General features: G+C 59.7%; 23 protein-coding genes and 2 pseudogenes. 9 read left to right on the forward strand and 16 right to left on the reverse strand.

Going from position 1 to position 24,969, the window contains the following annotated elements; genetic code table 11:
• Positions 1-332: 332 nt before the first annotated feature.
• The 12 genes and pseudogenes from FPZ52_RS16770 to FPZ52_RS16825 form a co-directional block, all read right to left on the reverse strand.
• Positions 333-1,532 (reverse strand): IS91 family transposase, encoded by a 1,200-nt coding sequence (locus FPZ52_RS16770; RefSeq protein WP_146366769.1) that lies wholly within the window; start codon positions 1,530-1,532, stop codon positions 333-335.
• A 12-nt stretch (positions 1,533-1,544) separates the two neighbouring features.
• Positions 1,545-2,432 carry a tyrosine-type recombinase/integrase gene (locus FPZ52_RS16775; RefSeq protein WP_146365421.1) on the reverse strand — a complete coding sequence of 296 codons (888 nt, stop codon included), beginning with the start codon at positions 2,430-2,432 and terminating at the stop codon, positions 1,545-1,547.
• Between the two features lie 371 nt (positions 2,433-2,803).
• The gene (locus FPZ52_RS16780) at positions 2,804-3,232 is read right to left on the reverse strand and encodes a hypothetical protein (protein ID WP_146366770.1); all 429 of its coding nucleotides are present in this window, start codon (positions 3,230-3,232) and stop codon (positions 2,804-2,806) included.
• A gap of 96 nt (positions 3,233-3,328) precedes the next feature.
• The gene (locus FPZ52_RS16785) at positions 3,329-3,901 is read right to left on the reverse strand and encodes a hypothetical protein (RefSeq protein ID WP_146366771.1); all 573 of its coding nucleotides are present in this window, start codon (positions 3,899-3,901) and stop codon (positions 3,329-3,331) included.
• 488 nt (positions 3,902-4,389) lie between these two features.
• A complete protein-coding gene (locus FPZ52_RS16790) occupies positions 4,390-6,207 on the reverse strand; it encodes a TniQ family protein (RefSeq protein WP_146366772.1) in 1,818 nt (605 codons plus the stop codon).
• A 3-nt stretch (positions 6,208-6,210) separates the two neighbouring features.
• Positions 6,211-7,170: a TniB family NTP-binding protein gene (locus tag FPZ52_RS16795; RefSeq protein WP_146366773.1), complete on the reverse strand. Its 960-nt coding sequence runs from the start codon at positions 7,168-7,170 to the stop codon at positions 6,211-6,213.
• A 2-nt stretch (positions 7,171-7,172) separates the two neighbouring features.
• Positions 7,173-7,793, reverse strand: coding sequence for a Mu transposase C-terminal domain-containing protein (locus FPZ52_RS16800; RefSeq protein ID WP_240804549.1), 621 nt, complete (start codon positions 7,791-7,793; stop codon positions 7,173-7,175).
• A gap of 78 nt (positions 7,794-7,871) precedes the next feature.
• The gene (locus tag FPZ52_RS16805; protein ID WP_146366775.1) at positions 7,872-9,326 is read right to left on the reverse strand and encodes a DNA-binding domain-containing protein; all 1,455 of its coding nucleotides are present in this window, start codon (positions 9,324-9,326) and stop codon (positions 7,872-7,874) included.
• Between the two features lie 134 nt (positions 9,327-9,460).
• Positions 9,461-10,108: a PDDEXK family nuclease gene (locus tag FPZ52_RS16810; protein ID WP_240804530.1), complete on the reverse strand. Its 648-nt coding sequence runs from the start codon at positions 10,106-10,108 to the stop codon at positions 9,461-9,463.
• A 654-nt stretch (positions 10,109-10,762) separates the two neighbouring features.
• Complete coding sequence (locus FPZ52_RS16815; protein ID WP_146366777.1) at positions 10,763-11,380, reverse strand: hypothetical protein; 618 nt, start codon at positions 11,378-11,380, stop codon at positions 10,763-10,765.
• Positions 11,381-11,697: 317 nt separating this feature from the next.
• A pseudogene (locus FPZ52_RS16820) lies at positions 11,698-11,902 on the reverse strand (hypothetical protein); the annotation flags it as partial.
• A 318-nt stretch (positions 11,903-12,220) separates the two neighbouring features.
• Positions 12,221-12,808, reverse strand: a complete 588-nt coding sequence (locus FPZ52_RS16825; protein ID WP_168201402.1) for a TetR/AcrR family transcriptional regulator — start codon at positions 12,806-12,808, stop codon at positions 12,221-12,223.
• 217 nt (positions 12,809-13,025) lie between these two features.
• Here FPZ52_RS16825 and FPZ52_RS16830 point away from each other — a divergent pair, with 217 nt between their 5' ends.
• Both FPZ52_RS16830 and FPZ52_RS16835 read left to right on the forward strand, forming a co-directional pair.
• The gene (locus FPZ52_RS16830; RefSeq protein WP_240804531.1) at positions 13,026-14,135 is read left to right on the forward strand and encodes an efflux RND transporter periplasmic adaptor subunit; all 1,110 of its coding nucleotides are present in this window, start codon (positions 13,026-13,028) and stop codon (positions 14,133-14,135) included.
• 6 nt (positions 14,136-14,141) lie between these two features.
• Positions 14,142-17,252, forward strand: a complete 3,111-nt coding sequence (locus FPZ52_RS16835) for an efflux RND transporter permease subunit (RefSeq protein ID WP_146366779.1) — start codon at positions 14,142-14,144, stop codon at positions 17,250-17,252.
• A gap of 391 nt (positions 17,253-17,643) precedes the next feature.
• Here the strand turns inward: FPZ52_RS16835 and FPZ52_RS16840 are convergent, their stop codons facing one another.
• Both FPZ52_RS16840 and FPZ52_RS16845 read right to left on the reverse strand, forming a co-directional pair.
• The gene (locus tag FPZ52_RS16840) at positions 17,644-17,844 is read right to left on the reverse strand and encodes a hypothetical protein (RefSeq protein ID WP_146366780.1); all 201 of its coding nucleotides are present in this window, start codon (positions 17,842-17,844) and stop codon (positions 17,644-17,646) included.
• Positions 17,834-18,712 (reverse strand): LysR family transcriptional regulator, encoded by an 879-nt coding sequence (locus FPZ52_RS16845; RefSeq protein WP_146366781.1) that lies wholly within the window; start codon positions 18,710-18,712, stop codon positions 17,834-17,836. The genes FPZ52_RS16840 and FPZ52_RS16845 overlap by 11 nt, the downstream gene beginning before the upstream one ends.
• A gap of 99 nt (positions 18,713-18,811) precedes the next feature.
• Here FPZ52_RS16845 and gstA point away from each other — a divergent pair, with 99 nt between their 5' ends.
• The 4 genes from gstA to FPZ52_RS16865 are packed head-to-tail and all read left to right on the forward strand — an operon-like array spanning position 18,812 to position 20,993.
• Positions 18,812-19,423 carry a glutathione transferase GstA gene (gstA, locus tag FPZ52_RS16850; RefSeq protein ID WP_146366782.1) on the forward strand — a complete coding sequence of 204 codons (612 nt, stop codon included), beginning with the start codon at positions 18,812-18,814 and terminating at the stop codon, positions 19,421-19,423.
• Positions 19,420-19,800 (forward strand): nuclear transport factor 2 family protein, encoded by a 381-nt coding sequence (locus FPZ52_RS16855; protein WP_146366783.1) that lies wholly within the window; start codon positions 19,420-19,422, stop codon positions 19,798-19,800. Before gstA ends, FPZ52_RS16855 begins: the two co-directional genes overlap by 4 nt.
• Positions 19,801-19,803: 3 nt before the next feature.
• On the forward strand, positions 19,804-20,022 hold the full coding sequence (locus FPZ52_RS16860) for a tautomerase family protein (protein ID WP_146366784.1): 219 nt from the start codon (positions 19,804-19,806) through the stop codon (positions 20,020-20,022).
• A complete protein-coding gene (locus FPZ52_RS16865) occupies positions 20,019-20,993 on the forward strand; it encodes an NAD(P)H-dependent flavin oxidoreductase (RefSeq protein ID WP_146366785.1) in 975 nt (324 codons plus the stop codon). The genes FPZ52_RS16860 and FPZ52_RS16865 overlap by 4 nt, the downstream gene beginning before the upstream one ends.
• Positions 20,994-21,442: 449 nt before the next feature.
• Here the strand turns inward: FPZ52_RS16865 and FPZ52_RS16870 are convergent, their stop codons facing one another.
• A complete protein-coding gene (locus tag FPZ52_RS16870; protein WP_146366786.1) occupies positions 21,443-22,030 on the reverse strand; it encodes a dihydrofolate reductase family protein in 588 nt (195 codons plus the stop codon).
• Between the two features lie 241 nt (positions 22,031-22,271).
• Between FPZ52_RS16870 and FPZ52_RS16875 the strand changes: the two genes are divergently transcribed.
• The 3 genes and pseudogenes from FPZ52_RS16875 to FPZ52_RS16885 all read left to right on the forward strand — a co-directional run bounded on the left by FPZ52_RS16875 (position 22,272) and on the right by FPZ52_RS16885 (position 23,378).
• Positions 22,272-22,679 carry a winged helix-turn-helix transcriptional regulator gene (locus FPZ52_RS16875; RefSeq protein WP_146366787.1) on the forward strand — a complete coding sequence of 136 codons (408 nt, stop codon included), beginning with the start codon at positions 22,272-22,274 and terminating at the stop codon, positions 22,677-22,679.
• A gap of 64 nt (positions 22,680-22,743) precedes the next feature.
• A pseudogene (locus FPZ52_RS19645) lies at positions 22,744-23,061 on the forward strand (transposase); the annotation flags it as partial.
• Positions 23,058-23,378, forward strand: a complete 321-nt coding sequence (locus FPZ52_RS16885; RefSeq protein ID WP_146366789.1) for a hypothetical protein — start codon at positions 23,058-23,060, stop codon at positions 23,376-23,378. The pseudogene FPZ52_RS19645 and the gene FPZ52_RS16885, both read left to right, overlap by 4 nt.
• A gap of 356 nt (positions 23,379-23,734) precedes the next feature.
• On the opposite strand, the gene FPZ52_RS16890 is transcribed toward FPZ52_RS16885, so the two are convergent.
• On the reverse strand, positions 23,735-24,964 hold the full coding sequence (locus tag FPZ52_RS16890; protein ID WP_146366790.1) for a CaiB/BaiF CoA transferase family protein: 1,230 nt from the start codon (positions 24,962-24,964) through the stop codon (positions 23,735-23,737).
• Positions 24,965-24,969: the final 5 nt, after the last annotated feature.

The following is a 24,969-nucleotide window of genomic DNA, read 5'->3' on the forward strand; positions in this document are numbered from 1 at the left end:
TTTGATGTGGGCCGCGGCGTGACGGTGGCGGCCATGAGGTGGTGGCCCACGTTGACAAACCTCGGAAGGAGGAAGCCGCGGGGTCTTGGATCATCCTATGGGGAAAGTACGCTGGTGGTTGGGGTGACGGCTGCGTCTGGGGTGCGGCTGAAGGGGCGCATGTCGCCTGAGACGGAGACAAACGCGCTTGATGTTCGCGGAAACGCTGAGCGATTTGGCGTGAGAGCTATCATGTTTCGCGCCGAAGGAGGACGGGCGCAGCCTGTCGTGACCGGGTCTACAGGGAGCAGCCGGTGTCATTCTGTAAAAGATGATAGATGGCAAGCGGTGTGTCATGCGGCCTGCTCCCTGGGTGGTGCCCGCGACATCGGTTTCTGTCCGCGACGAAAGACCTCGATGAGGCGCATTGGTCCACCGCAGCAGGGGCATGGTTCGCGCAGGGCGAGCGGGATGATCTCGGCTGCGGGTTCTGACACGGTGGCCTGATCCGGGCGCTGGACATACAGCAAGGTACGTATCTTTGTGATGTTGGCCTTGCGCGTCGCGCTGGCCAGCAGGCCGTAATGCCGGATGCGGTGGAAGCCGTCGGGCAGGACGTGGATCAGGAAGCGACGAATGAACTTGGGCGTGGCAAGCCGCATGACCTTTTGGCGGTCGCCGGATTTGATGCGGTAATCCTTCCAGCGGAAGGCCACGGTGTCGGCGTCGGCGCTGATCAGGCGATGGTTCGAGATCGCCACGCGGTGGGTGTATCGGCTCAGATAGGCGAGCACGGCCTCCGGGCCGCCGAAGGGTGGCTTGGCATAGACCACCCATTCGGATTTGCGGAACGGAGCGAGCCAGGTGGCAAAGGCATCTGCATGCGCCAGCCGTTTGAGATCGCCGAAGAAGGCCAGCTGTCCGACGCGGTGCAGATCCATCAGCCCTTCCAGAAACAGGCGCCGGAACAGCCGCGACAGCACCCGCACATGCAGGAAGAACCCAAGCTTGCAGGCCACCCATTTGGTGCCGTCCGGCGATAGCCCGCCGCCGGGAACAATCATATGGACGTGGGGATGATGGGTCAGAGCTGAGCCCCATGTGTGCAGATCGCTGGTCATACCCACCTTCGCGCCCATGTGTTTGGGATCGGTGGCGATGGTCATCACCGTTTCCGCCGACGCCTTGAATAGCAGGCCGTAGACGGCCTTCTTGTTCCAATAGGCGATTTGCGCGATCTCCGCCGGTAGCGTAAAGACCACGTGGAAATACTCCACGGGTAACAGGTCTTCCGCGCTCGCCTCCATCCAGTCTCGCGCTGCTGGCCCTTGGCACTTCGGGCAATGGCGGTTCTTGCAACTGTTGTAGGCGATGTGATGGTGGCCGCACTTGGTGCAGCCCGCCACATGCCCGCCGAGCGCCTCAGTCCGGCAGGCTTCTATCGCCGACATCACCTTGAACTGAGAGAGGCTGACATGCCCCGCATTGGCCTGCCGCCACGCAGGTCCGTATCGTCGAAAAATGTCAGCGATCTCCAGCTTTGGTCGAGCCACTGGTCCCGGGCGCTATTGCATCCCTCGTCGCAGGGTCTCGTCTTGCAGCAGCTTGATTTGCTCATAGGGGCTGACAGTGCTGCGGATCGTCTTGGTGGCCACATGGGCATAACGCGCAGTGGTCGTCAGCTTGGCGTGGCCGAGAAGCACCTGAATGACCCGCACGTCTGTGTTCGCCTCAAGCAGATGGGTCGCGAAGCTGTGGCGGAGCGTGTGCAGCGTTGCCGCTTTCTTTATGCCCGCCACGTGCTTGGCCGAGGTGAACGCCCGGTTTAACTGGCGTGGCGACAGCGGATTGATCTTGGGTTTGCCCGGGAACAGCCATCCCTCCGGACGGGATTCGCACCAATAGTCGCGCAACAACGCCAGCAGATTGGGCGACAGCATCGCCTTGCGATCGCGTCCGCCCTTGCCGTCATCGAAATGGATCAGCATCCGATCGCTATCGATGTCTGTTACCTTGAGGTGGCATACCTCCGAAGCGCGCAGCCCTGCGCCATAGCTGATGCCGAGGGCAGCGCGATACTTGAGCCCGGGTCCGGGAACGGCGGCCAACAAGTCGGCCACCTCCTCGACGCTGAGCACAATGGGCAGCTTGCGGGGCTTGCGGTGGAACTGCATGAAGCGTTTCATCTCTTCGCGTCCGCAGGTCACGCCGAAGAAGAACCGCAAGGAAATGATACGCACGTTGAAGGTGCTGACCGATACCCCGTCCTCGGTCATCTTCAACTGATACGATCGCAGGTCCTCGGGTGTCGCCGTATCCGGGGGTCGACCGAGAAAAGCCGAGAAGTGCTTCACATTGCGACTATGGGCCTTTTGGGTCTTCTCGCCTAAACTCCGGATGTTCATGTCTTCGATCATCCGCTGGCGCAGCGGGGTCACTCTCTCCTCTGTCATGGGAGCCTCCTGTCTGATGAGTGAGAAGGCCCCAATCGTCAGGCAGGTCAGGAAGATCGCAAAACGCACCCCGCTACGGGCGGTTTACACCATCAGCCAAGAGCGCCAATGCCGCAGAGCGGCTTAGTCCCCCCGCCCGAACTTTCCGATGCACTTTAGGATCGAGCAAGGGCCGCACCTGCGCGTGGGATGTCTGCGAAGGGTCGAGGCGTCCGTTCCCCAGCTGAGAACAGGCAAGACGCCAGTCTACCTCCCCAGCTGTTCCAAGCGTACCATACACTGAAACAGCTGGTCCGTAGGTCCGAGACACAATGGTTGCTCGACCGCGCGAACCCTTGCCTCGTTTGGAACATCAGGCAGGTGTTCCCGGTTCAGTGTAGAAGCGAACCTGCTGCCAAGGTCTCGGCCCTGGTAATCATCCGGGTGATATGCCTCAAGTTGAGCTCGTGCGGCTCTGCCACCAGATCGATGACCTCGATGATCGCGTCGATGGATGTATCGCTCAATCCCCGACGTCGGCCTTCGCGTTCTGCAAATGCAATCAGATCAATCTTGCCCGGTGCGGTCAGGTGGATAACTTCCAGACGGCTCAGAAACGGAGCCGACAGACCGACGAGGCTGTTCGATGTCAGGATCCAGCTGATCCAGGACATGTCGAAGCCGACCTGATAGTAGGGACATTTCCAGGCGGCTGCGGACGACCGCTCCAGAAAGGGCAAAAGCCCGTCTGTCAAGCTGTAGTTCTGCCCCTTGTTTGACATCGTATCCCCGGCTTTCTCGATTTCGTCGATCACGACCAATGGGTTCGCGTAATTGTGCTACAGAATTGTTTGAAGCGGGCGCCCGGGGAAGGCGGAGCCCCATCCACGTTGTGAACCACTTACTGCGAACGAGGCCTATTCGGCGATCCCTTCGATCCCACAGCGCGGGATCCCGATATGGCGGTTCACCTCACGCGCCCACATGCTTTTGCCGATGCCCGGCGGACCGTTCAACAGAACGGGCGGCAGGCGGAAACCTCGCTCACCTGAACGTACGGATTGGCGCATTGCCTTCCAGAGGTGATCGGTCGCCTGCGCCATCCATGGCATCTCCGTGTGAATGGCCGCCGCGATTTCGTCGGCTTGATCCTCGTTTTTGATGCGGGCCAGCCGGGCGCCGTCCCTGAGCCCATCCAGCGCGCGCCGATCATCGGCGGATAGATGGCCCAGACCAGACATCTTCATGCGCGCCCGGATCACGCGTCGGGCACGCCGTTGCAGTTTCGTCCGGTCCTTTTCCCTGATGTGCAGCGCGTACAAGTCTTCGTTCCAGCGCAGTTCGTCTTCAAGGTCATCGGGCACAAGAGGAGAAACGCCGTCCTTTACTGCCCGGAGCTTGCGCAGGTGCCACTCAAAGCGGCGCTCGATGTCGAGTTCGGTCTCGCCGGGTTCCAGGAAGCTGGCAGCAATGAACTTGATCTTTGTCATGGAGGTCCTTTCTGGCGCGTCGCACCAAACCCTCAGGCAGCTGTTCTGCAAGAGGGACGTGTTGGAAAGAACCCGGCCGGGGTGGAGGTGAGGGATGCCGAAAGCGCCCATAGTCGTCAATGGAGACACTCAAAGGTGAGCCTGTGCAACTGGGCTTGAAGGCTCCCAAACCCATAACGCGCCAAGCTATTGAAATTAAACGCAACTGCTGACCGCAGCGCGACTAATGGTCATTAATCCTGTGCCGGAATGGTCAAATTACCCCCGAAATGGACATTATATGGTGGGTCCAACTGTGGGACTAACCAATTATTGGCCATTGAATTCCAAGTAACGAAACGAAAGCGTTAAAAAATAGGGGTCCTGGATATAGGCTCTGCCTCTCGGGCGGCCACTTTGTCCATAATGCACAGGTTTAGTGACCATCGATTTTGCAAGAAAAATGCCGCCAAATGGCGGCATCCCTTCAAAACGTGTGCTTTGGCTCGTCAGATTCCAGGTAAGTCGGCTTTTCTATAGATTGCTGCCCCGAACTTGCGTGCATCCCAGACCGGTGTGATTCCGTGTTCTCGGAGCATGTTCTCCGCCACGCGCGGACGACAGCCCATCTCCAGCGGTAGCCGTTTCCGTGTCACGTATTGTTGTCGAAATCGTTCGATGGCTTCGGGTGTTACCCAGACATCTTCCCCAAGCGGCAGGGACGAGATCAACGGTTGCTGTTCCGGGCGTTCGAATACTCGGCGACCGATGACAGTATCGAAGCCCAGGATCATGAGGGCAAGTTCTCCTGCCATGCCGGGACGCGGATGTGCGCGCAAGGATTGCACCTCCAGCGGATCCAGGAAGACAGCCGCCAGCCCATGACCGCCAGCAAGTCGGCATGCACGTTTCAATTCGCCTTGCCGGAGGAGCGCAAGGATAGCGGGCAGGGTCATCCATCCATTTTCGACTGCCTGGGCCAGGGTGATTGAAGATCGCGGCGCCTCGTCAACCTCTGGAATCCGTGTGTTCAGATCGTCCAGAAACGCGGCCACCTCCAGTTCATCGACCACCTTGCCAATCGTACTCGACAGTTTTTCCACGGATGTCAGGGACGTAAGCAGATCAGATTCGAGAAGGGCGTCGACCATCCGGGATGACGTGCCCATCAGGTCAGGAAGGTGGCTGACCGGAACGGAATGCTTCAACTGACGAGCGGCTGGCATTGCTTCCTCGTAGCGAAGGACAATATGCTGGTAAGGCCTCTTGAGATCTGAGGCCGGGATGACACCTTGAGCCGCGAGCAGTTCGCGAAGGGGCATGGGATGGACCAACTCGGCCGCCGCAATCTTTGCGACAGTGCTCACCCTGGGTTCCTGTACCGGGCTACCCAGCAATGTCTGTCCCTTGGTAAGCGGGGTGGTGTCGATGACATGCTCCCGAAGTAGCTGACAAATTGGACCAGGGTTGCTTGAGCGAGTCGACGCGGCCAGCCATCGGTAAAGCATGCCATAGGCTCTTCGGGGGCTCGGCGTTTCCGGCTTGGCTTCAGCTTGGCGCAGCAGACGGATGAATGTATCGCGGATCTTCGCCGGTCCCTGGCTCACGGTCAGCCAGCCGGAACGACCCGCCTGATCCCACATGTCTTCAGTCATCTCGGAAGCTTTCTGTTCCGGTCCATATTCGAGGACCGCACCCAGCATCTCGGCCGCTCGCACAACTTGATCGAGATCCTGTCCATCCGGCCACGACGGACCAGCTGCACCTTCCAATCTGGCGATCACGTAGTTTTGCAAAGGCGACGGGGGACGCGCGGCCATGCGATCATGATCCGGATCCTTGCAGGTGCAAGGAATAGCTTGCAGTTCATGTACTCCGTCATCCCAGCTTCCGCTGCGATGACTGACCAGAGGGGTGTGATGCACAGGACAGGTTCTGACAACGGTCGGGGTCCAGAGCAACCGGTGCCGCCAGAAGACTGCGGGTCGACCAGCACCTTGAGCATCCTCAGCCAGACAATGAGAGCAGAAGCGCGTTACAGGGCTGCTAAGAAAATTCGCCGAGAAGGATTCTTTGCGCAAGCGATAGCGGCGATCCTTGCGCAGCTTGATGGCATTGTGGGCGACAGGAGCAGGATCCTGCCCGACAGCGGAACATAGCCGAGACATTGCCTCATCTTCGCCACGTTTCAAAGCCCACAGATCAACGCCAAGATCATGCAGGAAGGGGACCAGCCGGCCTCCGGTATGAAAGGCCGCGCTGCGCGCGGCCCAGGAGAGAGGTGTTTCATCCGGGTGAAACGGCAGATAGGGGAAAATTGTCGCCATTGCTCACCCCCTCCGCCGTTTCCGGACTGGCTGCGCGTCCTCGAGGTCCTGATCCAAACGCAGCAGCTGATACTGTTCGGCGTAGAACACGTTCTGGTCGGGGGAACAGCCCTCATGCATCGCCCAGGCGCGTGCGAAGTGATCAATGGTCAGTTCGCTCGCCTCAGCGTACAGCGCCACCTCAATGCCGCGCACGATCAACTCGATCGCCCGCCCGAACCGGTAGCGGGCACCATGAAACACCCGACCCACCAGATCGGCCTCGATCGGGGCGCCGAGGTTGGCCCGACGACAGTAGTCATCGATGATCTGGCGGAAGAGGTCGCCCTGCAGCTCGGGAACGAGCGCGGGAAAGGCGACCGTCGAAAACCGCCGTTGGACCTGCGGATCCGTCCGGATGACCTGTGCAAGCTCCTCCGTGCCTGAGAGAATAACGATTACGGAATCGTCGCCCTGCATCAGCGCCTTTAACGCTCGCAGAATGAGCTTGCGGTCGGCACAGAAAAGATCGTGTGCCTCGTCGATCCACAGGACGACAGTTCCGGTGGTGGACATGCGCGCGCGAAGCATCTGCACGAGCGACCAGACCTGGCGGTTCGAGGACACCTCCGGATACCCGCTCTTTTCCAGCATTTCCAGGACCATGCTTTTGAGGGTCGCCGGGCTTGGAACGGAGCATTCCAGAAACCGACGGCGACCGAGTTCGCCCTCGGCCAGTACCGGAAACTTCATCAGGGCCCGGTGGACGAGGTGGGACTTGCCGCTGCCGGCGCCTCCCACCACCATGATGCCGCGCGTCTCATTGGTCCGGGTGAAGCGGATCGGCTCGGCACAAAGCTCGCCGGCCTCATCCCGTTTCAGCAGACGTGCGAGCTGGTCGGTGATCTGTGCATCCATGTCGGAGCCGATGTGAAGGCTCCGAAGGTGCTCGAGGATGCGCGCCGTTTGTGCGTGTTGCGACATGATCAGTCCTCCTCCACATTCAGGGTTGCCGTAGGATTGGCCGCGTCGTTCTCATGTTTGCCGGTGTGACGCGGGGCCTTGGGCGATGCATCAGAGGGCTCCACGTGGTCGGGAACGGCACGTCCAAGCTCATTGTCATTCTGGGGGGTGGAGGCGCGCTCGCGGAATTCAACACCAGCGAGGACGTTCTTCTCGGCACGAGCGAAGGCCTCTTCAGACCAGTCTTCAAGGTTCAGGCTCGCAGCGGCCATGGCGGCCTCGTTGCGTGCTGCGATCGCCTTAATGGCTTGACGCACTGCGACAAGATCCAGACGATTGGACGTGGGGTTGGCGGCTTTAATCCTACGGGTCGCCGTGAGCCAGGTTTGTGCCGAGACACCCTCAAGGCTGGCATCCACGGAAGGCACCTCGTACCACTGATCCCCCAGCTGAACCGACACCGCGCTGATATCCTTGGGATGCCAGCGTACATTGACGGTGCAGCTGTCCTGACGGCGCAGCCAGTTCGCCAGAAGCTCGGAGTGATAGCGGACCTTGAGGATCGTGATCCCGGTCTTGTCGAGGGTGGCCGTCTTGTGCTGTCCGAACACCGTGCGCGCTGTGTGCATGTCCGGCGGCGGCATCACGCCCCACTTCTTGCTCAGGTGCCGCCAGCAGTCGATCGGGGTCGAGCCGCCAAGCCCACGGTGGGGTGTATTGTGTTAGATGTCGACGACCCAACGGATCAGCGCGAAGGTCAGATCATCGACAGTCAGGGCAGCACGATCCGCAGGGTTTGCATCGCCTTTCTCGACGATGCTCGAGAAGGTGCGGCCGGAGAGTCGCGGCATCAGGTCTTTCACAAATGTAGCGAACACACGTTCGATCGTTCCGCGAACTTCGGGAACCCCATTGATGGCAATCTCGGTCGCGACCCTGCTGTCTGCGCATGCAAAACGGAAGCGTTCGGATTTGAACGCGGCGCCGCCATCCGTGACAACGAGTTCAGGCGTGCCATGCATGTCCCAGGCGGTAAGCGCGCCAACGGCATCGGCACACTTGCCTTTGTTGGTCATGACCATCTGCAAAGCCTGCGTCGCGGCCTCACCGCCAGGTTCCCGGCTCAGCACCATGGAAAGGATGCACCGGGTGGTGCAGCAGATTGCAACCGTAAGCCACCAACGGGCCTTTTTCTTGTCGAGGCCCATCGCGGTCCGCTCTTCCACCGTCAGAAGGTCGAACATTCCGGAACTTTTCATGAGCGTGATCAGATCGATTTTCCATTCGTCGATCTCCACCCGTTGCAGCGGCCGGGTGAGGTCCAGGCCATTGAGCACCGGGCGATACTTCTTCCGTGCCGCCGCTTCGCCCTCACGAGCCAAGACAACCTGAAAGGGATCGAGTTCACGAATAGCACGGCGAACCGTTTCCCTGCTGGGCGTGATTAACGCGCCGAGTCCATCCTCGGCGCGTTCGGCATTGCGTTCGGCGAACGCCAACTGAACCTCGTCGTGGATCATCTTGATGGTCGGCTTTTCGGGGGAGAGGTACTTGCGGACCTGGGTCATGAGCAGACCTAACTCGTCAGGTCCCATCATCCGAGTATGATTGCCGCGACGATGCATGGTATCGGCCAGCCCGATCAACCCGAGTTCTTCCTTCGCGGCCAGCCAACGACGCAAAGAACGAGGAGAGGGTGCAGTGCCGAAGTCCAGAGAAATGTCGACCGTGCGGTCACCAATGCGGGCGTCTTGGCCCGCATAGTCCATGGCTTTGCCCTTGATCAGCGCCATGTTGGCTTTCAAGCTGCCATCGGTCATCTTGATCATGCCCTGACGCCGCAGCTCGAGGAGCGCCTCGCAATAGGCGTCCTTTTTCGAAAGACGCGCGCGGGTCTTCGAGGGTAGATCTGCCACCGCCCCTGCGGTCTGGATCAGACGTTTGCGGGCAGAATCCGTGTCGTAGTAGCCGGGCTCAACCTTAATACGGCCTTTCGCGCCCAGGCGGCTCAGCTGTTCATGCGAGTAGCCTTGGGCGAGCCCCACACTGTCATCAGCGCCGAAGACATATCCCTCTTCCGAGTGGTGAATGACCTTGCAGGCAGTTCCATTAATATGCACGCGGTCGAGCTTGCCGAAGGCATAACGTACGTTGTCGGTGTTGAAGCTGAGTTCCATAGTGTTTCCTTTGATGTCGTCCGGCGGTCCCGGAATTTTGAGCGAGCGGAGAGAACCCACTGCCAATGCGCAGTCGGATTGCCCGCGGAGATTGGTGGGCAGTGTTTGTTGTTGGGGCAGCGAAAGCCCGCGGGTTAATGCAGGGCCATCACCTTGATGACCTGGGAGGCGTCGCTGATCCTCTCATGACGCAGGAGCTGGAGGTGCCGTGATGCGATCAAGCGCACCAGCGCGCGCAACCCGGTACCATCCATGCCGATCTGCTCGCTCAGCATCCCGATCGTTTCGACGCCGCGCATGGCACCGACGACTTTTGCTGCTGCCTGATCGGCCTCGGGTTCTGCGACACGTACCGCATGAAGGTGCGTGGCATTGTGCAGGGCGATCGGGCACACATCCTGTTCGGTGAAAAGGCGAAAGTCATCGAACACCCCTTGCGACGCGGATTGATATTTGATCCGCGCAAGCTTGTCCTGATACTCGTCGCTGACACGATGGACGGGACGTACCGCGTATCCGATGCGACGACCGTCGCGCGTCTGCCGCACCAGGTCTACGTAGTGCGTATGGTACTCCCCATGGGAATCGTACCATTCGAACGCCCGCTGCTCGACGAGATCGACCGTGTCCGGCGCATAGCGAAGAAGGAGCGCAACCTTTTTCTCGAGATTGCTTTCCAGGCCAAGGCCACGCCCATGGTCGTCGCCAAAGGTGATATGCCCCGTGAAATGGGCTTTCGATGCGACCTGCGTGTCGCGGTTTCCTGCACTTTCCTCGGGCAAGCGGACGCCGCCCGGAAAAAATGGATAAGACATGAGTTCTCCGGCCCGGAGGACAGCGGACCTCGGGCTATGATTGACTTCGAGTATGCGCGGAGCTCACCTTGTCCAGGCGGTAGCGGCATGCTAACCGTCCCTCGCAACACAGGTGTCGGGCTCTCGCACGATTAAAGTCGGCGCTATGCGCCTATTTCTGGTTTTGGGTTTTCAAGCCTCTTTGGACATTTGCTTCCGTCGAGCGCCTGCTGCCTGATTGGAACTGAGAGATCAGATCCGGTTCAGGATGTCAGACGCATATTCGGGAAGTGTCCGTAGAATACGCTTGAGCCGGGAGTCCAGACGGCCGGTTTTGCGGATGTCGGAATGCCGATTTTTCGCAGATTCCGGCCTCAAGATCGAAGAAGGGTTTTCCTTCGATTTCGAACAGGACGGCACCATTTTGCGAAAACAGGATGACAGCATCTGTCGTATCGCCCGAGAGGGGTGTCGCTTCTACTTTAAGCTGATTTGACGGATGCAGTTTCATCTGGATAAACCTGTGGGTAACTGAAGTGGCTGCTCAGCGCGGCCGCTGGAAAGAAGAAATCATCAGCATTTTGCGATGCTGATTCGCTAAATCACCAAACTTGGTAGCGTGATTCTGAAGCCTTTCTGACATCACGAACGACTTCCCTCTGCGAGTACGGCCAGCCTGCGAAACAGTTTGTCGGACAGGCTGATACGCCGCTCCCATTCGGGCTCGCTCAGTTCTCCGGGGGGCGTCCCGAACCAAACCTTCAGATCACCATCCTCGGATTGGTGCGAGAACACCGCATGCGGTCCGTTCGAGCTGATCTCAACAGAAACGCTGCACGAGGCGAAACCCTCTGACGGCGCATTGAACCCTTGCTCAAGCCAATGCCCGCAGAAAGCCCCAAAGCTACGCGCCATTTCCAGGCCAGCGACAGGCAACCGCTGTAACGCATCAAGCAGCTCGCTCGCATCCTGCGTTGTTTCCCACTGGATATGGCCGTCGCGGATCAGGTCCCCGCAGACAAGTGGCAGTTGCGAGAGCTCCGATACAATATCGGTCGCATCCTTGGTCTCAAGGTTCATGACCAGGGCCAGGGTGAGGTGAAAGATGTCTTCGCCACTCATATGCGTCGCGGCCCGGCCACGACCGCCAGGGCTGCGGAGGCCCTTACGTGCCATGGCGCGCGTCATCGCATCGACCTTGTTCGGGTTCAGGTCGAATTGCGCTGCAAGAGCACGAACCATTTCCCCTTTCGTCGCCATGGAAATTATCCTCAAGAAGTGTCGATGGGGGAGTTATACTCGCGCTGCATAATACATGTCAATAATACGGAAAAACTTTTACCGAAAAATAATACCAGGTTATGTCCAGCGTGCTACAGAACTTGCTTTCGTGGCCCGAGCCGCAATAGGTCGGGCGCAGCCTATTGCCGACAGGTTCGTTCACAATGGTCGTTTCTCAACAGGTGCAATTGCATCGAGATGCTGTGTTGAGGGCGTTCCGTCCATCGACCTTCGTATCATCGGGCAATGTTGCGCACACCAGGTTCGAGGGTGAATGCGCCCTTTCCCGGCTGAGTTCAGGCGACGGCTTCGATTTTGGCCCTGCCGAGGGCCGAGAAAGTGTTCATGATTGCGATGCGGATGTGGATTTCGGCGGTTTGGCGGTCGGGGGTGAGCCATGTCACGCCACCGGTTCGAGTGACCATGGCGAACGGACATGATCCTGTCTCCGAAAGCCTTCAGGCAGTTCATTCTGGCCTCGACCCTGCTTCGGACATGGTGGCGCGCCATTGACCTGAAATCTACCAGGCCGACGGCCAGCGGCAGCATGGATTTGATGAAGGCATCGCCGAAAATCACCGGCTGCTCAATGGCTACGAGCGTCTCGGATATGAAGCGGTCATCCTTCCGAAAATCGGAGTCGCCGCGCCGGCGGACTTCGTCGTGCAGAGGTTTGCTCGGCATGGAAGCTACTAGCTGCTATTCGCCTAGAAGTATTTGAGCGGTAGGCGGCCTTGTTATTTCACCTTCCGGCTGTTGGCGTCCCGGGTTTTCAACCGTAGCCCGACGACGATCACGGCCGGGTACATATGATTGAATCTATCGTGACAGTTCTAGCTGAAGGAACCCCAGCAACTCGCGGATCATGGTAATCAGGTCATCGACGGACATCTTCTCGGCATGCCCCCACGCGATTGACCCCTCCGCAACCGCTTTCATCAATACCGTCGCGAGGAAAAACCTCTGAGGTGAAGATGCAGGCTGCCTTGGCTGCAAAGCTGCGGCAAGTTGATCGGTCATCTTTTCAAGTGATCTGGCGAATGCCGCTTGCAGGGCAGGATTGGCGCCCAGAACCTTGTCGATGGCCTGGATCACGTCCTTCCTTGGCTGGGAGATCTCGAACTGCGCTGTCACGAGTGAGACAAAGTCATCAACCAACGTTCCATTCATGGCCCCAAAATCCGCAAGCAGCCCATCATCAAACCCTGCTTGTGGACCGACAATCGCCGCTTCCTTGTTCGGGTAGTAGTTGAAGAAGGTTCGAATGCTGATGCTAGCCGCATCTGCGATCATTTCCGTGGTGACGCCATCGAATCCGTGCTGATAGGTCAGCGCAAGTGCTGCATCCTGAATATCACGCTCCGTCTGCATCCGTCGCCGATCACGAAGTGTAATGTTTGCGTCCATTGCCGTCTTCTCTCGGTTGCCTTTTGTGTAACTAGTGCATAGTATGCAAATTATACACTTGTTGCAGCCATCAACAAGGCTGTTGTCATCGAAACTAGCAATACGAGCCGAGCATGTCATATCGAGGTGATCAGTGATTCATGTATGCGCGCGCCAACTCATGTTGGTGATGGTCGGATTAGTTGCTGCGGGATCAGCAGCGACCGCCCAGGACCAAATGCCACCCAAACAGGTTGGCGTTGTCGAAATGAAGCTGGAGAAAGTGCCGCGGATCATCACCTTGCCCGGGCGCGCCGTTGCAGCGGAAGAGGCCGCCATTCGCCCGCGCGTCGGCGGTATCGTGACCGATATTCTGTATCAGCCCGGTGAAATGCTGACGGCGGGAACGCCGATGTTCCGCATCGACGCAACGACTTATGAAGCCGCAGTCGTCAGCGCCGAAGCGGAGGTGGTTGCGGCAGAAGCAGCGCTTACCCAAGCCACCCTCGCGTATAATCGCGCTGAGAAGCTCGCCGGATCCGGAAGCACCATAGCCGATGTCGAAACGGCTCAGTCCACGATGAAGCAGGCAGAGGCGCGCCTGAATACGGCGAAAGCCGACCTGAAAGTCGCCAAGGCCGAACTGAACTGGACCACCATCACCAGCCCCATCAAGGGCTATGCCAGCGTTGCGGGGGTTTCGGTAGGGGATCTTGTGACCGCGGCGCAGTCCGACGCGCTGGCGACGGTCACGCTACTCGATCCGATCGATGTCGACATGTATGAGCCGTCGGTCCGGATTCTGAACGTGATCAAGGATGTCCAGTCCGGGCGCCTGGAAATCAGCAATCCGATCAAGATGACGCTTACCCTCGAGGACGGGACGACCTACGAGGCATCTGGAGAACTGCTGGCATCGGGCTTCAGGGTCTCTACCTCGACAGGGTCGGTAACCAGCCGGTTCCGTTTCGAGAACCATGGCCGCCGCCTGCTGCCTGGCATGTTTCTGCGTGGCCAGATCGAGCTTGGAACCATTGATGCATTTCTCGTCTCGCACTCTGCCACAACTCGCGACCGCACGGGCCAGTTGACCGCTTGGGTCGCCGAAAACGGCGAGGCAATGCGGCGCGAACTGACCGATGTGGGCTCCTGGAAAAACAGTTGGATCGTGACCGATGGCGTCGAGGTCGGCGATCTGGTGATTGCCGATGGGTTCTCGGGCCTGACGTCTGGTGCCACCGTTACAATGGTGCCGGTAGAATATGATGCGTCGGGCGTCGTCCGCAACGTCGTGCCTGCTTCGAACGAAGAACCGGCTGCGACCAGCAACCCAGCTTCAGCGGAGTAAACCGGGATGGCGCGCTTTTTCATTCATCGCCCGGTTTTTGCCTGGGTCATCGCATTCGTGACCATGATGGCAGGCGGGCTTGGCCTGATGAGCCTGCCGATCGAGCAGTATCCCCAGGTCGCTCCCACCACCGTCTCGATCCGCGCAAGCTATACTGGGGCATCGGCGGAGATTGTTGAATCCTCGGTGACAACGGTCGTCGAGGACGCAATGACGGGTATCGAGGGGCTGGTCTATATGACTTCGTCTTCGTCGCCTGGTTCTGCCTCGATTACCCTGACCTTTGATGACAGCATCGATCCGGACATCGCGCAGGTCCAGGTGCAGAACAAGCTACAACTGGTCACCTCACAGTTGCCGTCCGTTGTGCAACAGAACGGTGTGAACGTCTCGCGCTCGACCTCGTCCATCCTGCTCGTCGGCGCGCTCACATCTACGGACGGCCAGTTGAATTCCCTTGAGTTGGGTGACATGGTCACGCAGCGTCTGGAAGACCCGGTCAAGCGGACTCCGGGCGTCGGCTCGATAAGCAGTTTCGGTTCCGGGTACGCAATGCGGATCTGGCTGGATCCCATGAAACTGGTGCAATATCAGGTCACACCGGCCAACGTGATCAGCGCCGTGTCGGACCAGAACACCAATGTGACTGTGGGCAGCCTCGGCAGCCAGCCATCGCCGGAAGGCCAGCGGATGACGCTGTCTGTCTCGGCTCAGTCGCAATTCGCATCCGTGGAAGAGTTTGAGCGTATCCTGTTGCGCGTCGATCCAGATGGCTCCACCGTTTTCCTGGGCGACGTTGCGCGCATCGAGATCGGCGAGGAGAACTACGGGTCTTCGTCGCGTTTCAACGGCAATCCGGCTGCAGGGTTTGCCGTCAATCTGGCTACCGGCGCCAATGCGGTCTCGACCGCCGAAGCCGTGCGCGCGACGGTTGCGGACATCACCGCCTCGCTGCCCGAAGGGGTGGAGGTTGTCTATCCCTACGACACCTCGCCCTTCGTCGAAAAGTCGATCACTCAGGTCTACAAGACGCTCGCCGAGGCCGTTCTATTGGTCTTCCTTGTGATTCTCGTCTTCCTGCAGAGCTGGCGCGCAACGCTGATCCCGGTCATGGCCATCCCGGTCGTGTTGCTGGGTACGTTCGGTGTACTGACCGTGGCAGGATTCACCATCAACACGCTGACCATGTTCGCCATGGTGCTTGCGATCGGCCTTCTCGTCGATGATGCGATCGTCGTCGTTGAGAACGTCGAACGCGTGATGGAGGAAGATGGGCTCGACCCGGTTTCCGCCACCGAGAAGAGTATGGAGGAAATCACCTCGGCGCTGGTCGGCATCGTGTTGGTCCTGTCGGCCGTGTTCCTGCCTATGGCCTTCATGGGCGGATCTACCGGGGTGATCTATCGTCAGTTTTCGCTGACGATCATCACCGCGATGATACTGTCGCTGGGCGTGGCGATCATCCTGACCCCGGCAATGTGCGCGAGCCTGCTGAAACCGCGTGCTCATGGCAGTGGCATCGCGCCCGCGCGTTGGTTCAACCGCAATCTTGATCGTGTGACCGCGGGGTATGGCGCTGCAGTTTCACGTTTCGTGAAACGGCCGTTTCGCATGCTGATCGTTCTGGCGGCGATCGGCGCGGGGGCGCTCGCGCTCTATGAAAAGCTGCCCGGGTCGTTCCTGCCTGCCGAGGATCAGGGCGTGCTGATGGTGATCGTCGAGACCCCTGATGGCTCAACCACAGCGCAGACCGAGGCATTGGTTGAGCAGGTCGAGACCTATCTTCTGGAAAACGAGAAGGACACGGTGGGGTCCGCCTTCTCCGCGCTTGGTTTCGGTTTTTCCGGGTCGGGCCAGAACACTGCGATGATCTTCGTCAAGCTGAAGGACTATAAAGATCGCGAGGGCTTCGATGCCGCTTCGCTGGTGGACCGGGCAAATGCCCATTTCTATATGACGGGCCGTGCCGGTCAGGTCTATCTTCTGCAGCCTCCGGCGATCCAGGGCATGGGTGCATCCTCGGGCTTCTCCATGTACCTGGTGGATCAGTCCGGCAATGGTCAGGAAGAGCTATCCGCGACCGCCAGCGATCTGGTTGCGAGGACACAGGCCGATGGCCGCGTCACCAACCTACGCGGGAACGAGGCACCGTTTCAAACCTCGCTCAGACTCGATGTTGATCAGCAGAAGGCTGCGGCCTTCGGGCTTTCGATCGGCGAGATCAACGATATGCTTTCCGTCATCTTCTCGGGGCGAGAAGTTAACGACTTCGCCTTGGGCACCGAGTTGCGTCCGGTTATCGTCCAGGGTGAAGGCAACGCACGCTCGCAGCCGGAAGATATCGACCAATGGCATGCGCGCAACGCGGAAGGCGAAATGGTATCCTTCGGCGCCTTTACCACTCAGGCTTGGGATCAGGAACCGCAGGCGCTCGCGCGCTATGGTGGCACCCGCGCCATGGAACTGAGCGGCTCGGCGGCACTTGGACTGTCTTCGGGGGCCGCAATGGAAGCCATGGAACAGATGGTCGGAGAGATGCCTGGTGGGTACAGCGCCGCATGGACCGGGATGTCCTACCAGGAACGGCTTTCGGGCAATCAGGCGCCGATGCTGTTCGCGCTGTCCGCGCTTGTGGTGTTCTTCGCGCTGGCTGCCCTCTATGAGAGCTGGGCGGTGCCCCTCGCCGTAATGATGACAGTGCCAATTGGTGTGCTTGGCGCGCTGGCGGCGGCCCTGGTCTTCGGCCAGTCGAATGATGTCTACTTCAAGGTTGGCCTGCTTACGACCATAGGGCTCGCTGCGCGCAACGCGATTCTGATAGTCGAGTTCGCCCAGATCCTTGTGAAGGAGGGCAAGCCTTTGCTCGAAGTGGCCATCACTGCCTCGAAAATGCGGCTGCGTCCTATCCTGATGACGACCTTCGCTTTCATGCTTGGTGTGCTGCCGTTGGCACTCGCCTCGGGCGCAGGTGCCGCGGCGCAACATTCTATCGGCATCGGCGTCCTGGGCGGGATGATCTCTTCGGCGGTGATCGGGATCTTCTTGGTGCCGGTCTTTTACGTGGCGGTGCTCAAAGCTGTCCAGCTCTTTGCTGGCAAGAAGCGGCAAGCAGCATGATCCGATCAGCTAGTCTGACAGCGCTGGTTTTCGGGAACAAGCACCACGAGAGCGACGCTTTCGAGATGGCGTCTCGCAAGTTGGACCGGATTGAGAACCCACCCCTTGCCGGTGAGACTGCCTCAGAGGAAACTCTGCGTCGAAAGGAGCCAGTGTGTGGGAAGGGTAGGTCGTGCCCGAAGACTTCTGACGCCCAGACGTCCTGGAGCCGGTTTTTTTGATCGAAGATGAGAGTGGGCACGCGCTGGAATGCCTCCTCCGTGAGGCCGTCGCGGAAGCGCAGAGCAACGAGGTCGGGGCCTCCCTAGATCCAGCGCAGTTCAGCAGCTCTGTCGATCCTACTCGGCCCACTCCTGCCATTGAACGCGCGGCCCCGCGCCGCGGGACTGCATCACCTTACCAGCCATTCGCTGCGCTTGCGAAGCTGGGCACAGGGCAGTTTTGACCAAGCCAGCGCATCGTCCATGAACTCGTGGAAACCCACTGGCACACCAAGTTCGTCGTCCAGAGACTTGCGCGTTGAAGGGGAAGGACACGTCAGGCGATGTGCGACGGTGCGCTCGATCCCCGTGCTGGCCGTGTCAGGTTCCATCCTCAAGCCGCGACCAAAGTGCCGTCGCCACCGGCCCCGGGGCCTGATCCCGGCGGCGGATGGCAAAAATCTCGGACCGGCGCGGGGGGAAGCCTTCGACGACCAACGGGACGAGCGTGCCCTCCAGAATATCGCTGCAGATCAGGTGATCCGGCAGCCCACCCCAGCCCTGACCGGCGAGGATTACTTGCTTCTTGGCTGCAAAATCCGAAACCGTCCATTTGCGTCCGCCAGGCAGCAGGTCACGGCTCTGATTGTCCTCGGGCCCTCCGGTGCCTGCCACAATAATCTGCGGGATCGACTGCATCACCGACATCGGCAGCGCGTCCGGGCCGAGCCGCGCGGCCATCTCGAGGCAGGCCACAGGGCGGATCGTGACCTCGGTCAGGCGACGCGTCTCGACCTCGTCCACCGGAACGCCGTCAAGAGTCGCGATCGCCAGGTCGGCCCGCCCCTCCATCAGCCGTGCGATCGGGCCGCCCATCATTTCCGTCGACAGGCGCAGGTGTGTCGCCGGGAATTCCTGCCCGATCTCCGCCAGAACTGACAGCAAGTGACCCAATGGCAGGGTCGCGGTTACGGCAAGGCGTAGCTCTGGTTCCTCCCGCGCGCGGAGGCGTGCAGCCGTTGCGCCCAGTTCGCGCATCTGCGCCAGAACGCGGCTGGCCTCGCGGAAAAAGACCTGCCCCTCGGCAGTCAGGCTGGGCCGGTAGCTGTCGCGGGAGAAGAGCGTCAGTTCGAGCTCCTCTTCCAGCTGCCGGATCGTATGGCTGATGGCGCTTTGCGACTTGTTGAGACGTTCCGCCGCGCCGCGGAAGGTGCCGGTGGTGACAATGGCCTCGAAGGCAAGGAGCTGTTCGTGCTTCATGATGATCGATAAACAAGATCGTTTATGTGAAAACTCGATATTATCAGTAGGTCAAAAATCGGAGTAGCGAAAGGCATACCTCAACCCGGAGACCTCAGGATGAAACTCTACTACAAACCCGGCGCCTGCCCACTCGCCAGCCACATCGCCCTCTACGAGACCGGTGCGGTCTTCGAAATCGAGGCCGTGGATACTCATGCGGGCCGCACCGAAACCGGCGACGACTTCCGCGCGATCAACCCCAATGGTTACGTGCCTGCCCTGCGGCTCGATGACGGGGCGATTCTGACTGAAGGCGCGGCGGTGCTTCAGTTGATCGCGGACCGCCACCCCGAGGCTGGGCTCGCGCCTGAAGCCGGGACCTTCGACCGGACCCGCCTGCACGAGGCACTTAACTGGATCTCGGCCGAACTGCACAAGGCCTTTGGCCCGCTCTTCCGCAGTAGCGCCACAAAAGACGAACAGGCTGCTGCCCGCATTGCCGTGGCCACAAAGTTTGACCGGGTCGAGTCCCAATTTTCGGACGGCCGCACCTGGATGGTGGCGGACCGCTTCTCGGTTGCCGATGCCTATCTTTTCGCAGTGGCCAACTGGGCCAACTTTATCGGCATCGACCTCGCCCGCTGGCCAAACCTTGCCGCCTTTGTCGCCCGCGTCGCCGAGCGGCCCGCGACGCAGAATGCGATGAAAGCGGAAGGGTTGATCCAATGACACCCACCGGTCAAGCCGAGGTCGTCGCGTTAATGGAAGCCTATTTTGAAGGCCTTCATCAAGCCAACAGCACCATGCTCCGCCGGGTCTTCCATCCTCGTCTCTCCTATGTCTGCGCGACGGAGGGAGATGAGCTGTACTTCGATCTCGATACCTACATGGCGCGTGTCGACGGACGCGAGTCACCTGCCAAACGCGGCGACCCACGGGACGATGCGATCCTGGAAATCGCCTTCGGCAGCGACCGCATAGCTCGAGTCACTGCGCGGATGAGCATGATGGGGCGCGACTACCTCGATTTCCTGACGTTGGTGCCGCATGGTGGCAACTGGCGCATCGTAACCAAGGTTTTCACCTATCTTCCAAGGAAGAACTGAACCATGCCCTATGTGAACATCAAGATCACCCGCGAAGGCGGGCCGGACGGCACCGGCCCTTCAGCGGACGACAAGTCCAGACTCATCGCGGGCGTGACCGACCTTCTCCACACGGTGCTGGACAAGAACCCCGCTACCACCTTCGTCGTAATCGAAGAAGTCGAGCTTGAGAACTGGGGGGTCGGCGGGTTGACCGTGGAAGACTACAGGGCGCGGCAATGAGAACCCGGCTGACCGATGCGTTCGGCCTCAAAGTGCCGATAATTCAGGCGCCCATGGCCTTCGTCGCGGGCGGGACCCTGGCCGCTGCCGTGTCGCTTGCTGGTGGGCTTGGCCTGATTGGCGGGGGGTATGGCGATGCGGATTGGATCGAAGAACAGTTCGATATCGCGGGCGATGCGCCGGTGGGCCTCGGCCTCATCTCCTTCGTGCTGGACGATCAACCCGCTCTTCTGGATCGGGTCCTGGCGCGCAGTCCCCGGGCACTGTTCCTGTCGTTCGCCGACCCGGCGCCGTTTCTCGACAAGGCCCGCAAGGTTGGTGTTCCGGTAATCTGCCAGGTTCAGACATTTCGGGATGCCTGCCACGCCATCGACTTGGGCGTCGACGTGGTCGTTGCACAAGGTGGCGACGCCGGCGGCCACGGTCAGAGCCGGGGCACAATGGCCTTCGTCCCTGAAGTGGCCGACGAGATCGCTCGCCGGGGGAGCGAAAGCGTTCTATGTGCGGCGGGCGGCATCGCCGATGCAAGGGGCGTCCTTGCTGCACTTGCCCTTGGTGCTGACGGCGCGGTGATCGGAACGCGGTTCTGGGGCGCACGAGAGTCGCTCGTGGATCGGCGGCTGGTCGATCCGACGCTGGCCCACACCGGTGATGACACGATCCGCACGCGCGTCATCGACTCAGTCCGTCGCATCGATTGGCCCGAGCGCTATTCCGGTCGCGTCCTGCGAACAACCTTCGTGGATCGCTGGAATGATGATGACGCCGGGCTCAGAAGTGACCTTCCTGCGCAGGAAAAGCTGTGGCAGGCCGCAATCGAGACGGCAGATACATCCGTTTTGGCCCCTTTCGTCGGGGAGGCCATCGGACTGGTTGGGGCCGCGGACGATGCGGCTGGCGTCATCGCCATGATCCAGGCAGATATGCAAGAAGTCTTCGGCCACCTAACCGGACTTACCTCCCCTGCCTGACGGGACTCTCATGGGACATCGAATGCCGACTCTGAGAGGACATTCGTCGATCTCGCAGCGAAAGTCCGCTCCCGCCCGACCTGCATGTGCCGCCTCACCGGACTGATCGTCAGGCGTGGGTCCGCTCCGGGCTGACACCGGTCGACTGCTCCTGCAGCATTTGAGAAGCTGGGCAGCGACCGCTCCGGGTTCGGTGCGGACTTCTGCGTTGCAGCGCGGCGGCCATGATCTGACCGAGCATCTGCGACATAAGCGGCCCAATGCTGCCCTCGAGAGCTGGCTGTGTTGCTGCGTCGCGACCCGTCGAACTTGCCATTCGGTGCATCCGCGAATTGCGAGACTTGTGAAATCGGTTTGCTGCTCTACGGAAAGATCAGTGCGATGCAGCCATCGCCAAGATGGAACGGCCACCTAGCAAGCATGGACTATCAAGGGATTTTGAATCGGGCCTAGGCGAGCGGCTCGTAGCGATTCACCACGATGCCGCATGCATATGCCTTCGAGCCAAGCAAGCGAAAATTGCCGAAGTCAGCTTGGTCGAAGATGTGCCTTCCGCCGCCAAGTGCAGCCGGATTAATGTAGAATTGAAATTCGTCCACCAGTCCAGCGGCGATCAATGCCGAGGCAAAACCCGCACCGCCGAAAACAGCGATGTTGCCACCTTCCTCGGCCTTCAACGCGCCGACCTCACGAGAAAGGTCCCCGCTCCTGACCACTGTGCGCTCCCATCGGGTCTCTTCCAGCCTATCACTCGGCACCACCTTCTGCACATCGATGATACGCTGCGCGAAGGCATAGAACGGGTCTTGCGGATATCTCTTCGCCGCATCTCCCCAATGAGACAGATAGCCTTCCTCCGCCATCTTGCGGCTCAACAAGATGGTGTCGATGGACTGGAAGTGGGCGTTAAAATCCCGCTTGAGCACCTCGTCCCAGCGGTTGTCGTCGCCCCAGCCCCAAACCTGCCAATCGTGATCGCCGCCAGCGCCAACAAAGCCGTCGACCGACATCTGCATCTGAAGAACGAGCTTTCTCATTTTGGGAATCCTCCAGTTCGATAAGTGGTTAGGTTTACCAAAGTTGTCGCGCCAAATTCACTGGTAGAGCCGGCTTTCATAAAAGCGTGCGTTTCTCCCCTCAAAGGATTCAAGCGGGTCATAAAATTCTCCTTCCTCAAAACAATGCCAACCAACTGGGTCTAAATTGCTTTACAATTGGAACTGTTGACGCCGGACAAAATAATGTCAATAGTAAAGTGATTTAAAAATGGAAGCAAAAATGTCAGGCAAGGAAAAATCGAACTGCCCCATCAACCTGTCACTCGAGGTAATCGGCGACCGATGGACATTGTTGATCATTCGCGACATGATGTTCGCTGGTAAAAAGCACTTCCGAGAGTTCTTGCAGTCGGATGAGGGTGTCTCGTCGCGCACTCTTGCTGGTCGGTTGCAAACCCTTCAGGCGGAGGGGATCGTGACGCGCCACGACGATCCCGATCACAAGCTCAAGGCGATCTACCGCCTGACGAAAGCCGGGATCGATCTTCTGCCGCTACTGGTGGAACTGGGTGTCTGGGGGAACCGCTATCGTGCTGCCGACCCTGAATTGGGGGCCATCGCGGAAGAGCTTGCAACAGGCGGGCCTGAGGCAGTTGGACGGATGAAGCGACGACTTGCATCAGAGTAACCCGGGGTTGAATGAATTCTATGACTATACCGGGGAAGGTCCCGGTGTGGAGGCTCTCCACACCCGCACCATGCGACTGTCCACGACCGAGTTCATTCGCCGGTTCCTGATGCATGTCCTCCCCGCCGGCTTCCACCGTATCCGCCACGCAGGCTTCCTAGCCAATGGCATCCGCCGCGACAGGATCAAAAAGATCAGGTGCCTGATCGATAGGGCGCTGGAGTCTGATCAGAGGGCCGGTGAAAACGGGCGCGTCGATTCCGACGAACGAGACCTGCACCGGACATGCCCCAAATGCGGTGGCGCGATGCGTGTCATCGAAACCTTTACTCGCGGCCAAACCCCGAAGTCCCGCGCGCCGCCATGGGAGGATGCCGCATGATCCAACCATCATACCCGGCCCCGCAATCCGGAAGCGCCGGACCAGTCCACGCGACCAGGACCAGACTTCATCCCGCAATGTCGCTGTTGGAAATCATCCTGCAGATCATTGCCGAGATCATCGAGGACTTCCTGTGCGCGCGGCGGTCGGAGGTTGCGCGTGATGCATCTATCGCCGCTGCGCTGGCAGGAAGTACGAACAGCCGGATGATCCGGAGATCACCGCGTTGTTCAAGAAGTATGAGTCTGGGGCCACCAATGATGTTTGAGGGTACCGGTGCAGGTGACGCCGCGATATTGCGCGACCCTTATTTCTGAACGTGCAAGTTTCATCCGCTGATCGGTTCCTGCAGTTGAATATCAATGCGTGGGGGACGCGCAGCGGAAAGAGCTGTGCTCCAATCCGGTACACGATACATTACGGATAAGCTGTCGATCCGTCCGCCTTGGTTTGGATCCGCCGTTCTCAAGGCGTTTGATCCATGATAATGCATTTTGCAATGGAAAATTTGCCAAACTGCATTAGAGCAGTCCGAACAATACATTTGCTTAGCGCACAAACATGGCCCGTGTCAGAATCTGCGCGGACCCCGGCCAAACGAAAGGCGGCCCCGCCAGCTTGCGGGGGCAACTTTCGTGGAATTCCTGGTGACGCTGTAGGACCGCCCGCCAGGTCAGCTTTCTGCAGCGGCCTTGCGCGGCTTGGCCCAAAGCGCGACCTCGGGGTCGGACTGGATTGCCGCGCCTTGATCGAGGATCGCTGCGACCCGAGTGTCCGGGAATCCAAGCTCTTGCATGATTTGGGTCGAATGCTCGCCAAGCAGGGGCGGCGGTAAGGACCCTGTCACGTCGCCCAGCAAAGGTCCCAGGGGCAGTTCGGGCGTCTGGAACTCGTACCCGGCGAAATCGAACCCGGACACCTTGTGCCCGGCTTGCGCCTGGGGCGTGTCGAGCACACGATCCAGCGGCAGCACTTCCGTATGGCCGACACCGGCGGCGTCGAGCTTTTCGACAAGCGCGTCGAATCCGAAGGTCGCTACGGCCTGACTGACGATCTTCTCTACATCGGAGCGACGCGCCCGCCGTTGGCGCAGGGTTGCAAGCTCGGGGTCGGTGGAGAGGCCGACGGCGGCGCCGAACTTGCGCCAATGGTCATCGGTCAGCATGACTAGGTAGACCCAGCGCCCGTCATGCGATTCGTAGGCGCCGTAGCCCGGGATCGAGAATTCGGCCGACGGTTCCTGCTCGGGCCGGCCCAGGAGTTGCGACTTCAGTTGCACGCCCAGCAGGTCCCGCGCTGCGATGTGCAGGCCAGTTTCATACAGGCCGATCTCGATGTTGCGCCGCTCTTCGGAGCGATCCGACTGTAACGCGGCGAGAATCGCGATTACAGCGTAACAGCCCGCGAATTGGTCATGATACGACGGCCCGAGACGCGCCGGTCGCCCATCAGGGCGGTTGTAGTACATGACACCCGTTGCGGCTTCGGCGATCGGGTTCGAGGCGATCTGTTCCTCCAACGGTCCTGCGCCATATCCCTTGATGTGGCAGAAGATGATGTCGGCATTGATCGCGTTGCAGTCTTCGAACGTCACGCCCAGCTTGCGCGCGGCCGACGGCGACAGATTCTGCAAGACGATATCCGCGCTGGCGATCAGTTTCCGAAAGGCCTCTTTCCCGTATTCCGAAGTCATGTCTAGGCAAAGGCTCCGCTTCCCCCTGTTGAACGCCAGGTAGCTCCCGCTCGGGCCGCCCCGGACGAGCTTGCGCGTGGTTTCACCTGCCGGAGGCTCGATCTTGATGACGTCTGCGCCAAGTTGATTCAGCAGATGCGCGCCATAGGGTGCGGCGATCATGCTGCCCAGTTCGACCACGGTCTTACCGGCGAGAACACCAGTTTTCATACACT

The sequence above is a fragment of the Qingshengfaniella alkalisoli genome (assembly GCF_007855645.1).
Lineage (GTDB): Bacteria > Pseudomonadota > Alphaproteobacteria > Rhodobacterales > Rhodobacteraceae > Qingshengfaniella > Qingshengfaniella alkalisoli.

What these genes read in the sequence shown, in the direction of transcription:
- FPZ52_RS16860 (WP_146366784.1), top strand. Translation starts at nt 19,804, where the DNA reads ATGCCCTATGTGAACATCAAGATCACCCGCGAAGGCGGGCCGGACGGC.
- FPZ52_RS16870 (WP_146366786.1), bottom strand. Translation starts at nt 22,030, where the DNA reads ATGAGAAAGCTCGTTCTTCAGATGCAGATGTCGGTCGACGGCTTTGTT.
- FPZ52_RS16835 (WP_146366779.1), top strand. Translation starts at nt 14,142, where the DNA reads ATGGCGCGCTTTTTCATTCATCGCCCGGTTTTTGCCTGGGTCATCGCA.
- FPZ52_RS16865 (WP_146366785.1), top strand. Translation starts at nt 20,019, where the DNA reads ATGAGAACCCGGCTGACCGATGCGTTCGGCCTCAAAGTGCCGATAATT.
- FPZ52_RS16800 (WP_240804549.1), bottom strand. Translation starts at nt 7,793, where the DNA reads ATGCCGCCGCCGGACATGCACACAGCGCGCACGGTGTTCGGACAGCAC.
- FPZ52_RS16795 (WP_146366773.1), bottom strand. Translation starts at nt 7,170, where the DNA reads ATGTCGCAACACGCACAAACGGCGCGCATCCTCGAGCACCTTCGGAGC.
- FPZ52_RS16790 (WP_146366772.1), bottom strand. Translation starts at nt 6,207, where the DNA reads ATGGCGACAATTTTCCCCTATCTGCCGTTTCACCCGGATGAAACACCT.
- FPZ52_RS16805 (WP_146366775.1), bottom strand. Translation starts at nt 9,326, where the DNA reads ATGGAACTCAGCTTCAACACCGACAACGTACGTTATGCCTTCGGCAAG.
- FPZ52_RS16830 (WP_240804531.1), top strand. Translation starts at nt 13,026, where the DNA reads ATGCCACCCAAACAGGTTGGCGTTGTCGAAATGAAGCTGGAGAAAGTG.
- FPZ52_RS16840 (WP_146366780.1), bottom strand. Translation starts at nt 17,844, where the DNA reads ATGGAACCTGACACGGCCAGCACGGGGATCGAGCGCACCGTCGCACAT.
- FPZ52_RS16845 (WP_146366781.1), bottom strand. Translation starts at nt 18,712, where the DNA reads ATGAAGCACGAACAGCTCCTTGCCTTCGAGGCCATTGTCACCACCGGC.
- FPZ52_RS16885 (WP_146366789.1), top strand. Translation starts at nt 23,058, where the DNA reads ATGATCCAACCATCATACCCGGCCCCGCAATCCGGAAGCGCCGGACCA.
- FPZ52_RS16785 (WP_146366771.1), bottom strand. Translation starts at nt 3,901, where the DNA reads ATGACAAAGATCAAGTTCATTGCTGCCAGCTTCCTGGAACCCGGCGAG.
- FPZ52_RS16775 (WP_146365421.1), bottom strand. Translation starts at nt 2,432, where the DNA reads ATGACAGAGGAGAGAGTGACCCCGCTGCGCCAGCGGATGATCGAAGAC.
- FPZ52_RS16890 (WP_146366790.1), bottom strand. Translation starts at nt 24,964, where the DNA reads ATGAAAACTGGTGTTCTCGCCGGTAAGACCGTGGTCGAACTGGGCAGC.
- FPZ52_RS16815 (WP_146366777.1), bottom strand. Translation starts at nt 11,380, where the DNA reads ATGGCGACGAAAGGGGAAATGGTTCGTGCTCTTGCAGCGCAATTCGAC.
- FPZ52_RS16825 (WP_168201402.1), bottom strand. Translation starts at nt 12,808, where the DNA reads ATGGACGCAAACATTACACTTCGTGATCGGCGACGGATGCAGACGGAG.
- FPZ52_RS16875 (WP_146366787.1), top strand. Translation starts at nt 22,272, where the DNA reads ATGTCAGGCAAGGAAAAATCGAACTGCCCCATCAACCTGTCACTCGAG.
- FPZ52_RS16855 (WP_146366783.1), top strand. Translation starts at nt 19,420, where the DNA reads ATGACACCCACCGGTCAAGCCGAGGTCGTCGCGTTAATGGAAGCCTAT.
- gstA (WP_146366782.1), top strand. Translation starts at nt 18,812, where the DNA reads ATGAAACTCTACTACAAACCCGGCGCCTGCCCACTCGCCAGCCACATC.